Raw genomic sequence first — 15,118 nt, 5'->3', positions numbered from 1 at the left:
AGTTGCTATCTTAGACCCAAATTAGTTAAAATGAAAAAAATAATATTCTTTGCCTTTATAATTAGTGGGATGGTAACAGCTCAAGTCCCAAGTGAGAATCAAATGGATTTGTATAACATAATAGATGAAGTAAGTGCAGATCGCATTGAGAATGACGTGCGAAAACTAGCAGGTTTTGGTACGAGAAACACTTTCTCAGATACGGTTTCTAACACGAGAGGAATAGGTGCTGCTAGAAGATGGATCAAAGCAGAATTTGATAAAATATCAGCAGATTGCGGTGGCTGTCTAGAAGTGTTTTACCAAAAGGATCTGGTAACTACAGAAATGGGAAATCGTGTTCCTAAAGATGCCTACGTAGTTAATGTTGTTGCTATTCAAAGAGGTACAGATAATCCTAATGACATGGTAATGATGAGTGGCGATATTGATTCCAGAGCAAGTGATACCATGGATTTTACTACTGATGCGCCTGGTGCAAATGACAATGCCAGTGGAATGGCAGGAACTATAGAAGCAGCAAGAGTGCTATCTAAGAGAAAATTTAAAAACAGTATCGTATACGTAGGATTGAGTGGTGAAGAACAAGGACTATTCGGTGGTAAAGGTCTTGCAGAATATGCAAAGAAAAAAGAATGGAACGTGATCGGTTTTTTAAATAACGACATGATAGGTAACATAAAAGGTGTGGATGGCGTGATTGATAATAGAGAATTTAGAATCTTCTCTGAACCTACAGACCCTACTGAAACTGAAAGACAACGTCGCATGCGTCGTTTCTATGGTGGTGAAGTAGACGGTATTTCTAGACAGCTGGCTCGTTATATTCACAAATCGGTAAAAGTGTATATGCCAGAGATGAAGCCTATGATGGTTTACAGATTAGATCGTTTCGGTCGTGGAGGTCACCACAGGCCTTTTGCTGATTTAGGTTTTCCAGGAATACGTATTATGGAGGCTCATGAAAATTACACCCAACAGCATCAAGACATACGCGTAGAAGATGGTATCGCTTATGGAGATGTGGTAAAGCATGTAAATTTTCCTTATGCTAGAAAGTTAACTGCAGTAAATGCTATTAATTTGGCACAGTTAGCTTGGGCTCCTACTCCACCTGAAAATGTCAAAATAGGTGGAATTGTTGAGGCAGATGCCAAGTTAAAATGGGATAAGGTAAAAGATGCTGTAGGTTATAAAATTTACTGGCGAGATACCACAAGTCCTACATGGGATAATTCTCGATATGTAGGTGATGTTACTGAGTATACACTGAAAGAAATAGTAATAGACAATTCGTTTTTTGGAGTTGCCGCCGTAGGTAAAGATGGTATAGAAAGTATGGTGAGTTTTCCTAGTGGAGTTTTTAGATAATTCACTATTCTTAGCCCTTTAACCTAAATCCTATCCTTTTGATAGGATTTTTTAGTTTTAAATTGTTAGTATGTAATTTTTATGGTTTCTTTAAAGATGGATGATTTAAAAAATACCCTTTAAAGGGTATTTCAAATTCCATTTAAAACTAACATTTTTATTCTTCTTTAAATTCAATCAAATGAAAACTAAAATTTTATTGCCTCTACTTTGCATAATTCTATTCTCATCTTGTAAAGAAAACCCTGATAATGAAAATACTATTAACGATAATGAAAAAATTATCGAAAAAAGCACAGAAGATAAGTCTTTAAAATTTTTACATGATCCTATATCCAGCAACATACCTATATTTAATATTGTATTGGATCAAAAGAATCAAAGTAAAGAATATTTAATTGATCAGGAATACGAAGTGTATTTACAAGTCAACTGGGAGCTTGATTCTAATAACAACAAATACATCGCAACGAGCGGCACTTTAAGAACTGACAAACCTTCTATAAGATTAATAGGTCTCAATTACTGTAATGAAACTAGAGTATTGACATATTTTTATGATAAAAGTGACAATGGTGGAAATCAAATAGAAATAAGCGCTTTTAATCACAACTGGCTTACCTTCAAGGATTCTAAGGATGACGTTTTTAGATTTGATATAACTAACTTGGTATCCTACTCAACAGAACCCTGCAATACAACCCATGAACATAAAGAAAACTCTGAAAATAGCCATAAGGGCTTCGGTTTAGAAGGGCCAGCTCACGATGCCACTGCAACCGGAGGTCTTATTCTAAGTAAATTACCTTAATCGAAAAATTTAATAAGGGTAATGTTTAAAATTTGTTTTAGCTCACTACTTTTCCTAAGTTTCTTTGCTTTTAGTCAACAACCAGAAGCTGTAATTATAGACTCACTTCATAAACTAATTGAGAATGAAAATTTTCATGAAGCTGAAGAACTAACTAAACAAATTGATAGTTCAAAGTTGTCCCAAAATGAACTAGGATCATTCTATTTAAGCTTAGCGAATATTTACTTAGCTTATGAGGATCATGAAAAAGCGTACGAAGAAGCTTTAAAAGCCAAAGAGGTATTCACAAAGTTAGAAAACTCAAATTTACTTTTTAAAACTAATGATTTACTGCTAGATATAGTTGGAATTCTCCGAAAACCTACTGCAATAAAAGAACAACTTGTTGAAGAAAATTGTGAAATAGCTAGTTCAAGTAACGATGTAGAGAAAAAAATAAGTTGTAATAGTAGAAGGGCACTTCTTGCCATAACAAGTCAAGATTATAGTCTTGCAGTAGAGTTATTTCGCAAAATTGATGAGCTAGCCAGAGATGAAGGGAAAAATAATATCGCTCTTAAAAATCTCTCAAATATTGGTGTCGCTCACTACCTAAATGGAAATTTAGACAGCACTCTTTATTATTACGATAAAAAAGAAGTGTTACTAAAGATAAATAAAGATGTAGATGAGTTGGCCTATCTCTATAACAATTATGGTCAGTTGTATAATGAGCAACATAATTTTACTAAAGCTATTTCCTACTTTCAAAAAGCACTTGAATTAGACCTTACAAAAGAAATAAAAACTACGAGGTTAATATTTCTGGAAAATATTGCAGGCGCATATGCTAATAATGAAGAGTATAAAAAAGCTACTGAAAGTTATCAAGAAATAGATGAGTTAAGAGAACAATTGGAGCCTGACAATTTAATGGCAAATATTCAAGAGCTAGAAACTAAGTATCAAACCACTCAAAAAGAAAAAGAAAATCTAGAATTAAAAGCGGCTACCGAAGCACAACGTGCTCAAATTTATGCCTTATCAAGTGGAGCTGCAATACTTGTATTACTTGGACTATTCATATATAATAACCAGCGTAAGAAAAAATTACTTGCCCAAAAAGAGCAAGAATTAGAAAAACAACGAGCAGACACCATTTTAAAAAATCAGGAGCTAGCTACAATAGACGCTATGATAACTGGTCAAGAAAAAGAGCGTAAAAAACTTGCTGAAGAACTTCATGATAATTTAGGAAGCTCATTAACTACTGTAAAACTATACTTTGAAAATTTAAAAAACAACGTAAAAGATGAACAAGGTCTTGAAGTATACCATCGTACGGAGCAAATTCTAGATGACACTTATGAAACTATAAGAACCATGTCGCATAATAGGAATAATGGCGTACTCGCAAGCAAAGGTTTAATACCATCTATACAAACTCTTACAGATAAAATAACCTCAAGTGGAAAATTAAATGTAGAATTTATTCATCATGGTTTAGACAAAAAATTAGAAAGTAGTATGGAACTTATCATCTTTAGAACAGTTCAAGAATTACTTAATAATATTATGAAACATGCTCAAGCCTCAGTTGCTACTATTAATTTGACTTCATACGATGAGAATTTGAATATCATGGTTGAAGATAATGGTACTGGTTTCAATGCAACTGTCCTTCCTCAGTCCGACGGTATGGGATTGAGCAATATAGAAAAAAGAGTAGAAAATTTAGAGGGTACTTTTGAAGTTGACTCTCATGTAGGAAGAGGAACTACTATTAACATTGATATTCCCTATTATGATAAAACTAATTATAGCTGAAGACCATGAATCCTTAATTGATGGACTTCAATTGCTTTTCAAGTATGATGAAGAAATAAAGGTCATTGCTACTGCAAAAGATGGTAAGGAATTACTGGAAATCTTACATCATAAAACTGCAGACATCGTTCTAAGTGATGTGAGCATGCCTAGAATGAATGGTGTAGAACTTTGTACTAAGATTAACGAGAAGTATCCTGAAACTAAAGTGATTGCCTTTTCTATGTTTGAAAATGAGGATGCTATCAGAGATATGATAAAAGCTGGAGCTCATGGATATGTTTTAAAAAGACGGACTTTGAATGAAGTGAGGAAAGCTATTATTGCAGTAGCAAATGGAGAACGTTATTTTGATCCATCAATCAGAATAGACGCTGTTGGAAATTCTGAGGTTTCAAAGAGAAAAACAATTCTTTCTCCGAGTGAAAGCGAGATATTAAAATTAATTGCTCAAGGGAAAAGTTCTTCAGAAATTGCAGCAGAAAGATTTACAGCTGTCAGTACGGTTTCTAAACATCGCAAAAACATGATTCAAAAACTTGGATTACAAGGTAAGGGAGAACTGATGCGCTATGCTTTAGGTCTTTATAAACACTATAAATAGAGAGCAATTAAGTATTTTCAATAAGAACTTTACGTTTTTGGAACCTTGAGAAGAATTTCCCTTTTACTTTTATGATAAAGGTGCTTTAATGAATAGTTTCAAATAGACTTTATTACATGATATTAAGATGGAATTAAATTGATTGAATACCAGACTTTTATCAATAATCCAAATTTTAACAGAATATACCCCTTAATGGGTATTTTATAAAATGGAAATGTATCTTATCTTTACCCTATAAAATTAATAGGGAATACAAAAACACATTTTTAGGGGGAAGAAAGTTCATATTATTATGACTTTCTCATAGAACTGTCAGATTTTTATCTGGCAGTTTTTTTTGGTTAAAATTGAAAGTAACTTAATTCATTCATGGATACTCTTGCATATCTTTAATACTTTGTAAATAGCAATAATTGTATATTTGATGCGCTAAAGATCCCAAATGAAAATTTTTAAATACATTTTTATACTGCTTCTCATCATCATCATAGGTGGTTCTATTTTTTTCTCCCTTAAAGATGGCTCTTACGACATTACAGAAAAAAGAACAATCGATGCTCCGGCAGAGGTTATTTATGAGCAAATAGAAGATTTTAAACAATGGGATAATTGGAATCCATGGTTAGAAGATGAAAATATAACTTCAACAATGGGAACACAGACTAGAGGTGTTGACGGTTATTATACGTTTACTGATGACAATGGAAATGGAAAAATGACGATTAAAGGTCTTGATCCTAATACATCTGTACTTATGGACATGTACTATAACAATGGTATGACTGACTCTACTAGCGAGGTAACAATGAATCTCAATGAAGTAGAAAATGGTACTGAAGTAGTTTGGAATATTAAAGGAGAACAAGGACTACTGGATAAAGTAATGAGTGCTGTTTTTGGCTTCAATATGGAAGAAGAGATTTCCCCAAAATACGAGCAAGGATTAAAAAATCTAGAACAAGTCGTAAAGGAAAAAATGAATGTCTATTCTATAAATGTAGATGGCATTATCGAGACTGGCGGCGGATATTTTCTATACATGTCCTCAAGTTCAAAACTAAATAACGTAGCACAGTTAAAGTCTCAAATGTTGCAAAACATTATGTCCTACATGCAACGCAATAATATCGACCTGTACGGCATGCCTAAAATTATTTATGAAACCATAGACCCTTCAAATAATAGCACTATTTTTTCTGCGGCTGTGCCAGTTCAAAATCGAGAAATTACTGCTACTGGCAGTAATATTCTTAGTAGTTATCAAGAACCAACAAAAGCAGTAAAAGTCACCTTAAAAGGTGCTTATAAGCACTTAAACGAGGCGTGGAAAAAAGGAGAAGAATTTATAGCTCAAAACGGTCTTCTAAGATCAGATTTACCTGTTTATGAGATCTATAAAACAGATCCTGAATTGACTGCTAATCCAGCTAATTATCTTACAGAAATTTATTTCCCTATTCAATAAATGAAAGCCTTATTACTTGTTTTCTTAGGTGGTGGATTAGGAAGTAGTCTCAGGTTTTATATTTCTACTATTTTAAATGTAAATGAATTAAAGTGGATTCCTACTTTGACTGTAAACTTATTAGGATGCTTACTTTTAGGAGGTTTTCTAGCTGCTTTCCAAAAAGAAGAATTGACCTATCAATGGTACGTTTTGTTAGGGATAGGCTTTTGTGGTGGTCTTACCACCTTTTCTACTTTCAGTGTGGAGCTTTTTCTACTCCTTAAGAATGCCTCTTATGTAACAGCCCTTCTTTATTTGCTCTTAAGCATATCTCTTGGAATCGCTGCAGCAGCGCTAAGTTTTTCTTATATCAATAAAATTATATAGATAATTCAAATAAGTTTTGCAAACCATAATTATTTTGAGTTATCAGCTACATTTTCTTTCTCAGACCTATTCATTTGCTCCTTAGCCCTATCTAAATCCGCTTCTGAAGGTTCTTCGGGAGTTTGTTCTTTTGATAATTCTGGCTCAAAAGATAAAACAACCCAATAAGGGAAATGATCACTACCGAAACTAACTCCTGTACCATTATCTTTTAATCTAAATTCTGAAGAAGTAAGTATATGATCTAGCGACCATCTAAAAATAGGGTATTTCGCATGGTAAGTATTGTAAAAACCTCTACCTATTCTTACATCTAATAATTTACCTACAGTTTTAGTAAGCTGTGTACTATCTGACCACGCTACATCGTTAAAATCACCCATAACAACTACCGGTAAAGTAGCTTCATAGCTTTCTAAGGCTATTTGCATCAGTTCTTTATCTCTATCAGTGCTTTTAGGATTGTGTTGAGGCATAGGCGGCGTAGGGTGAATAGCATACAATTGGAAAAGGTCGCCGTTTCTCATTTTCACTTTTGCTTCAATGGATGGTATTTTAGGGTCTACCCTAAATTTAATCGTACCATCGATCAATTCCATTTTGGAATACAATAGCATTCCATAAGTATTTTCCTGCGGTTGCTCGATTTTATAAGCATATGAATTCCCCAAGCTACTTTCAATTGTTTCTTTCCACCGCTGATTTGCCTCAGTAAAAACAATTATATCAGGTTGCTTGCTTTTGATTTCTTCAATTAAAGCCTCGCTTTCTTTATTTTCTTGTAGCAAGTTCACGTTATACACACTTACAATATCTTCTTGGGTAATACCGTCAGAACTTTCACTTACTTCAGTACTCACAAAAGGTGTATAATCTATAAACCTATAAAATTGAAATGCAAAACATCCTAATAAAATAAGGATATAGAAATAATCATTGATCCATTTAGGTTTAAAGGTAAAAAAGAATAGAATGATCGCTAGCAAGGTAAACCCTGTAAATTGGAGATGTGGAAAATCAAAAGCTCTAATCCACCAATAATCTGCTGCAAGAAGCGGCAATAAACTCATTAACGCCGCTATTATACCTATAATTTGAAATGATTTTCTCCACATATTGATGAAGATAACAAATCATTGAGAAAATATCGTTCCACTTAAGACGGCTTTAATAAATCAATCTATGATTTACAAGTGAATTTACTGTTACTTAAAACCTACATAGTTTGCTTTCAATAAAATAGGGTAGTTGTAATTCCGCTTTCGCGAAAGCGGAAAACTTAAAACATTATTCAAGTCTTCCATCTTCTTACATCAAAACCAGCTTTATTTAAATCAGTTGATTGATAATCCGCTAATGATTTTAACCACTCGCTAGAACCGATATAAAAATGTATCTGTAAATGGTATAGTATTAAATTCTCCTTTTTTTAGGCCTATTACTTACTAAAGCTTAGTAAATGTTTTTTTTATTCCAGCTGGCATTAATAAGAATAGTTGAAAATCGAATTTAATAGCTACTCGTCGAATAACGTATACTTATCGCGCTTATATTCATTAAGTTAGTGTACTAATTCAAACCAATCATGAAATATTGTCCACATAAAAGCCTCTTAATACTCTTTATTTTTATAGCCTCAATCAATAATTTAAAAGCACAAGTAGGAATAAATACAGACGACCCAAAATCAACTTTAGATATTCAGGCAAGTGCTTCAACGACGCCTGATGGATTACTCATCCCTAGAGTAACAGCATTTCCTATTAACGTAACTGCAGATCAAGATGGTATGCTATTATTCTTATCTACAAACATCGTCGGTTATGATCGCGGTTTCTATTTTTATGATCACGGAAATGGATGGATGAATGTATTGAACCCAATGAACATAAGCGATGTATATGTGGATAATTCTGGTAGAATACGACCTATTAATTTAGGAAGTGATCTTTATTTTAGAACTAACGAGCGCATCATTCTAGATAACACTACTACTACTCCAGACGATTTTCTAACGATGTACGCTTCTAATACTGGTACTAATGTGACGAGAACCATACTTACGGAATCTCCTGGTAGTACTTTTGACTTACAATATGATCCCACAGATAACGCATTTCTTTTTAAACAAGGTGCTGTCAACAAAGTGGCTATAGATCTAGACGACGCAGCGCCACTTTCTGTCCTAGGAGCCATAGAATTAGGAAATAATGGTAATCAGTATACGTTGCCTAATACAAATGGTAACACTAATGAAATATTACAAACCGATGGAAGCGGCACAACCTCTTGGACCACTTGGGAAAATGCAGATATTGGATTTTGGGATGAAGCTCTTGCAACTCAAATTAGATTGAGAACTCCTGGTGACGACCTCTTTTTGAGAACTAACGAGCGCATCATTCTTGATAACACTACTACTACTCCAGACGATTTTCTAACGATGTACGCTTCTAATTCTGGTACTAATGTGACTAGAACCATACTTACGGAATCTCCTGGTAGTACTTTTGATTTACAATATGATCCCACAGATAACGCATTTCTTTTTAAACAAGGTGCTGTCAACAAAGTGGCTATAGATCTTGATGGCGCCGCGCCACTTTCTGTCCTAGGAGCCATAGAATTAGGAAATAACGGTAATCAATATACGTTGCCTAGTACAAATGGTAACACTAATGAAATATTACAAACCGATGGAAGCGGCACAACCTCTTGGACCACTTGGGAAAATGCAGATATTGGATTTTGGGATGAAGCTCTTGCAACTCAAATTAGATTGAGAACTCCTGGTGATGATCTCTTTTTGAGAACTAACGAGCGCATCATTCTTGATAACACTACAACCACTCCAGACGATTTTCTAACGATGTACGCTTCTAATACTGGTACTAATGTGACTAGAACCATACTTACGGAATCTCCTGGTAGTACTTTTGACTTACAATATGATCCTACAGATAACGCATTTCTTTTTAAACAAGGTGCTGTCAACAAAGTGGCTATAGATCTAGATGGCGCCGCGCCACTTTCTGTCCTAGGAGCCATAGAATTAGGAAATAATGGTAATCAGTATACGTTGCCCAATACAAATGGTAACACTAATGAAATATTACAAACCGATGGAAGCGGCACAACCTCTTGGACCACTTGGGAAAATGCAGATATTGGATTTTGGGACGAGACACTGGCAGCTCAAATTAGATTAAGAACTCCTGGTGATGACCTCTTTTTGAGAACAAACGAGCGCATCATTCTTGATAACACTACAACCACTCCAGACGATTTTCTAACGATGTACGCTTCTAATTCTGGTACTAATGTGACTAGAACCATACTTACGGAATCTCCTGGTAGTACTTTTGACTTACAATATGATCCTACAGATAATGCATTTCTTTTTAAACAAGGTGCTGTCAACAAAGTGGCTATAGATCTAGATGGCGCTGCGCCACTTTCTGTCCTAGGAGCCATAGAATTAGGAAATAATGGTAATCAGTATACGCTGCCTAATACAAATGGTAACACAAATGAAATATTACAAACAGATGGAAGCGGTACAACTTCTTGGACCACTTGGGAAAATGCAGATATTGGATTTTGGGATGAAACTCTTGCAACTCAAATTAGATTGAGAACTCCTGGTGATGACCTCTTTTTGAGAACTAACGAGCGCATCATTCTTGATAACACTACAACCACTCCAGACGATTTTCTCACGATGTACACTTCTAATACTGGTACTAATGTAACTAGAACCATACTTACGGAATCTCCTGGTAGTACTTTTGATTTACAATATGATCCAACAGATAACGCATTTCTTTTTAAACAAGGTGCTGTCAACAAAGTGGCTATAGATTTAGACGACGCCGCGCCACTTTCTGTCCTAGGAGCCATAGAATTAGGAAATAACGGTAATCAATATACGTTGCCTAACACCAATGGTAACACTAATGAAATATTACAAACCGATGGAAGCGGCACAACCTCTTGGACCACTTGGGAAAATGCAGATATTGGATTTTGGGATGAAACTCTTGCGACTCAAATTAGATTGAGAACTCCTGGTGATGACCTCTTTTTGAGAACTAACGAGCGCATCATTCTTGATAACACTACAACCACTCCAGACGATTTTCTAACGATGTACGCTTCTAATTCTGGTACTAATGTGACTAGAACCATACTTACGGAATCTCCTGGTAGTACTTTTGATTTACAATATGATCCAACAGATAACGCATTTCTTTTCAAACAAGGTGCTGTCAACAAAGTGGCTATAGATTTAGACGACGCCGCGCCACTTTCTGTCCTAGGAGCCATAGAATTAGGAAATAATGGTAATCAGTATACGTTGCCAAATACAAATGGTAACGCTAATGAGTTTTTGCAAACCGATGGTAGTGGAAATACTAGTTGGGTAACTGTAAACGATCCATGGTCGGTAAACGGTAATATAATTCAATCTACTTCTAGTCAAACTGTTGGAATTAACACTACGACGACTACCAGTACCATAGATGTAAATGGTAGCGTTTCTATGAACATCCGTAATATGGCAAGCGGTACCGTTGCAGATAATGATTACACGGTTATCGTATCTGGTTCGGTTTCTATTCCTAATGCAAATACGACCAATACGGGAAGAGTTTATAAAATAGTAATGGCTACCGGTAGCAATAACATTACACTTACCGCTCTCGGTAACGATTTTACAGAGCCAGGCGGAAGCAATTTCTCGACTTACGGACTTAATACAAATGCTGGTGGCGTGCGCAGTATAACCATTCAAAGCGATGGTGCTTCATGGTATATAATTGATTTAATGAGGTACTAGATTTCAATTACAAGATTGATGAAGAAAAGCTATGGTGTTAAAATGAACTACTAGTTGTTGAAGTTCCGCTTTCGCGAAAGCGAAACTATAAAAATTACTTGCGCTTTAATTCATAGGATAAGCACAGCATCAGAAAAAGCGTAATAATCGAACTACCTTAAAGACGCTGAATGCTAAACTCTGTTAAGTCAGCAAAAATCGTTAATGGTACATTGTTAGGAGCCTCATTACTTCTTGAAAAACCGATGCCGTAGGTTTGATTTGCTCTAAGATCTAGCTCGATAGTGTTAGTAACTGTGGTTTTAGAGGTTGACAAACTACCGGTTTTCTTACTTTCGTTTATGGCATTTGTATTCTCAGAAAAGTAAAATTCGATCTCATCTGCACCTGAATTATTATCTTTTTTATAACTAACCGTATAAATCACTTGATACCTGCCATCGACCTCTGGACGTATGGTAAACTGACCTTTATTGAGTGATGTTCCCGACGAAGTTCCAGAGGAAGAGCCGTTAATTGAAGTGTTATTATACCTTCTTAAGTTAATACTCAAATTTGAGTCCAAAGTTAATTTACCAAAAACACCAGATAATTCGTTATTAGAGTTAGCAGCTGACCCAAAAGGTTTCCACATGTCATCCCAATAATAAAATCCTTTTGCCGCTCCGCCGTTTGCAGCATCTGTATTCCATACTACCAAACTTTCTTCTGGATTTACAACTGGATCTGCAACGGTTAAGTCCCCTAAATCCATACGTGGGAACAATACTCCTTTATCACTCGATGAGATGTCTAAAACGGCAGACTCGTCAGGAGTTGGTGTGTTAATTCCTACTTGGGAGAAGGCACTCGACGTACCTAAAATCGTCATTAACAAAAACAATATATTTTTCATAATTAAGAATTTATTTACATCTATAACTACGTAATAATGGTAGTTATAGTTTTTATTTTACTTTGATTTTGCAAAAATACCACGTAACAAATGTTAATAATTATAACGAATTCTAAAAATCGATAAAACCGATTTAATGCTGATGATCTGCTATTTTTGTTAGATAATGTTTAACGTTTTTCCTGTGTTTGAATAATGTACCGTTAAATTAGAAACTATCTATGTCCTATACATTTTGAACAATCCGACAGTTGCTAGATATAAAGTCAATTAAGTTTTGAAAAATATCAGCTTTTCATAAGTAGCTTAATGAACGTTTTATGATGGGGCTTTTACCGCTTTCGAGAAAGCGGAACAAAAAAGCCTCTTCATTAGAAAAGGCTTTGTAGTTTTCAAATTATTAGTAAATCTAGTTTACTCCACAATCACTTTCTCTACCTTTTTACCTAAATCACTCTGAATTGTGACAAAGTAAACTCCTGAAGTTAGCTTATCTAAAGAAATGCGTTGTTCTGTTGTGTTTCCGGTAAAATTAGTTTGAGATAAAGTTCTACCGTTTACATCAATTAATGTGGCACTCTTAAGCTTGTTCACTGAGGAAACTGTTATAAAATCTTTTGCAGGATTAGGATATACTGAAATGGAACGATCCGTAGTTTCTCCTATACTTGCTGTAGTCATTATAGTTACCGTTTCTGTATTTGTCACGATCGGGAAATTAAAATCAAAATAAATCTCAGCCGTATTATCAAATGTATCGCCATCAGTTAAGGTGTTCAACGTTTTGATTTTAAATAATACATGACCATCATTAGTCGCATCGTTAAAATCTAGATTGATGTTTTCATGAATGAATTCTACCACGTTTCCTTCTCTGATTCTCGTATAATAATCGTGACTACCACCTAACGGAATCAATGTCGTGATATCAAACTGAGTCAAGTCTATTTCATCTTTAATCACCACATTAACCGCACTAGCTGTTCCTGTGTTTTCAAAACGGATCATGTAATGCACATATTCTCCGACATCGCTAGGTTCGATAGTTTCTCCTTCCAGACAAGTTTTATCATTAGGATCATAAGAATTAACAACCGTTTGATCAAATACCATGGTGTTGTCTGCTGGCATGGCGTCTATTCCTGTTCCGGTAACAGTTCCTGTAAAGATTAAGGTATCACCACCATTTAATGGATTCGTAGCCTGAGTAGGCGTATTTAAAGTCATGGTAAACTCATATTCTTCCATTTGAAAAGGCTGCAAATTACTAAATGACCAACTTAATTGATTGCTAGGTGTGTTTCCTGCATTAGGATTAGTAGAAAGTAAGGTCATAAAATCTTCTTCAAAGTCCAGAGTCACTGAACCACTTGCCGTTTGATTTCCTTTGTTTTTTATTACCACTTTATAGTCTGTATCAAAACCTGGACGAGCTTGTTCTAATGGTAGAACAAATACCTCTAAGTCTTCAATGGTACCATTTGCGGTGACGCAAAAGTCTTGAGTGAATGGACTGGTTTGAGTTGGAAAGTCTACTACCACATTTGCTGGTGAAAAATTCCAGTAGGTTGGGTTTTCAGGTTGTGGAGTAAGTGTGAAAATCCCGTTTGGAGATAATGTTTCATAAGTGCCATTTTGATTTGAAATAGCATAAGAATTGAAGTTACTGGAACTAAGTGTATAAAATAAATTTGAAAATGCTGGGTCAGTCACGTCACAACCATTACTATCAACGTCTAGAACAGAACTTCCTATAATAGTATTGTAAGTATCTCGATAATCAAAAACATAGGTATTAGGTAGACCTTCCCTACTTAGACTACTATTAGCTAATGGAACAGCATCATCCACATAATTAGCTCCTGTACCTATAACAGTTGGGTTATTAATTACTCCTAACCAAGGCTGACAAGTTCTGGCAAAATAAATCTTTCCGTCTTTGGCCAATTGTAATGCACCACGACCAGAGTTTGCTCCTATTGAACCTCCTAATGCAATAGGTTGAGTATTCCAATTTGCCGAGCCACCAATTTGATATTGATAAATTTCTCTTTGATTTGATGTCCCACAGTTATTACCTGTCAATGATGAATTCCCATTTAAATAAACAAGGTTAGAATCTGGACTAAATTCTGCTCCATAAAAATTATTAAATCCTAAACCAAATAATTGAATCGGATTACTTACGATACCAGTAGAACGGTCAAATGTGGTCATAATAGCTCCATCACCAACACTTGTATTAATTAATTTTGTGCCATCAGGTGAAACTTTTAACATCCCACGATTATCGGCTAAAATCGAAGTCGCTGGCAAATTTGATGTTACCAAACTTGAACTAAAAACAATTCCTCCTGCGGCGCGATAAACTTTATATTCGGGCTCATCAAAAGTTATGATCCAGTATGCATCACCTGCACTATTTATAGTAAAAGTTACTTTCTCCTGAGTGTTTTGATCGATTAGTATATTTCTTCTTCCATTAACTACATTTCCCAATCCATTTTCTAAATTCATATCTACAATGGAGTAATATAATCCTGAAGAAACACCCACACTAAGAATATAATACAAATTAGGACTGTTTAGATCTTTGATTATAGTAGAAGACTGAGCACTAGACGAATTGCCTGATAAACCAGTGCCATTAGGCATAGGAATGTGATTTCGATTCCAGATGGTAGTACCGTCGGTATACATTAATAAATTACCTAGACCATCGCTTATAGTTGAACAACCTTCAAAAGAGTTTAAAGCTCCATCCGAAATGCTTGATGGAGGACTTGTAGAAAAATCAAGTCCAGCATTTTCTCCAAAATACCAAAATGTACCTTCATCTTGAGAAAAGCCCAAAAACGAAAACAAAATTAAAAATGATAAAAGCTTAAAAGGATATTTCATAACTGGTGATTTTTCTAAAGATACAGAATGATACAAAAAGTTGCGTATTG

10 protein-coding genes are annotated in these 15,118 nt (G+C 35.0%); 7 read left to right on the top strand and 3 right to left on the bottom strand.

Annotated elements, in window-relative coordinates; genetic code table 11:
- Positions 1–30 precede the first annotated feature (30 nt).
- The 6 genes from DDD_RS12580 (at position 31) to crcB (ending at position 6,432) form a co-directional block, all read left to right on the top strand.
- Positions 31–1,371 carry a M28 family peptidase gene (locus DDD_RS12580; RefSeq protein ID WP_015363276.1) on the top strand — a complete coding sequence of 447 codons (1,341 nt, stop codon included), beginning with the start codon at positions 31–33 and terminating at the stop codon, positions 1,369–1,371.
- Positions 1,372–1,552: 181 nt separating this feature from the next.
- Positions 1,553–2,182: a hypothetical protein gene (locus tag DDD_RS12575; RefSeq protein WP_015363275.1), complete on the top strand. Its 630-nt coding sequence runs from the start codon at positions 1,553–1,555 to the stop codon at positions 2,180–2,182.
- Positions 2,183–2,203: 21 nt separating this feature from the next.
- Positions 2,204–3,991, top strand: a complete 1,788-nt coding sequence (locus tag DDD_RS17320; protein WP_015363274.1) for a tetratricopeptide repeat-containing sensor histidine kinase — start codon at positions 2,204–2,206, stop codon at positions 3,989–3,991.
- Complete coding sequence (locus DDD_RS12565) at positions 3,969–4,595, top strand: response regulator (RefSeq protein WP_015363273.1); 627 nt, start codon at positions 3,969–3,971, stop codon at positions 4,593–4,595. The genes DDD_RS17320 and DDD_RS12565 overlap by 23 nt, the downstream gene beginning before the upstream one ends.
- A 445-nt stretch (positions 4,596–5,040) precedes the next feature.
- A complete protein-coding gene (locus DDD_RS12560) occupies positions 5,041–6,063 on the top strand; it encodes an SRPBCC family protein (RefSeq protein WP_015363272.1) in 1,023 nt (340 codons plus the stop codon).
- On the top strand, positions 6,064–6,432 hold the full coding sequence (gene crcB, locus DDD_RS12555; RefSeq protein WP_015363271.1) for a fluoride efflux transporter CrcB: 369 nt from the start codon (positions 6,064–6,066) through the stop codon (positions 6,430–6,432).
- Between the two features lie 29 nt (positions 6,433–6,461).
- Here the strand turns inward: crcB and DDD_RS12550 are convergent, their stop codons facing one another.
- Positions 6,462–7,547, bottom strand: coding sequence for an endonuclease/exonuclease/phosphatase family protein (locus DDD_RS12550; RefSeq protein WP_015363270.1), 1,086 nt, complete (start codon positions 7,545–7,547; stop codon positions 6,462–6,464).
- 470 nt (positions 7,548–8,017) lie between these two features.
- On the opposite strand from DDD_RS12550, the gene DDD_RS12545 reads away from it, so the two are divergent.
- Complete coding sequence (locus DDD_RS12545; RefSeq protein WP_015363269.1) at positions 8,018–11,272, top strand: hypothetical protein; 3,255 nt, start codon at positions 8,018–8,020, stop codon at positions 11,270–11,272.
- A 157-nt stretch (positions 11,273–11,429) separates the two neighbouring features.
- On the opposite strand, the gene DDD_RS12540 is transcribed toward DDD_RS12545, so the two are convergent.
- Both DDD_RS12540 and DDD_RS17735 read right to left on the bottom strand, forming a co-directional pair.
- Positions 11,430–12,167, bottom strand: a complete 738-nt coding sequence (locus tag DDD_RS12540) for a hypothetical protein (protein WP_015363268.1) — start codon at positions 12,165–12,167, stop codon at positions 11,430–11,432.
- Positions 12,168–12,581: 414 nt separating this feature from the next.
- Entirely contained in the window at positions 12,582–15,068 is a 2,487-nt protein-coding gene (locus DDD_RS17735) for a T9SS type A sorting domain-containing protein (protein ID WP_015363267.1), read from the bottom strand.
- Positions 15,069–15,118 lie beyond the last annotated feature (50 nt).

Source organism: Nonlabens dokdonensis DSW-6, from assembly GCF_000332115.1.
Lineage (GTDB): Bacteria > Bacteroidota > Bacteroidia > Flavobacteriales > Flavobacteriaceae > Nonlabens > Nonlabens dokdonensis.
The sequence above is the reverse complement of the archived record's forward strand: the minus strand, read 5'-3'. Positions and strand labels throughout refer to the sequence as shown.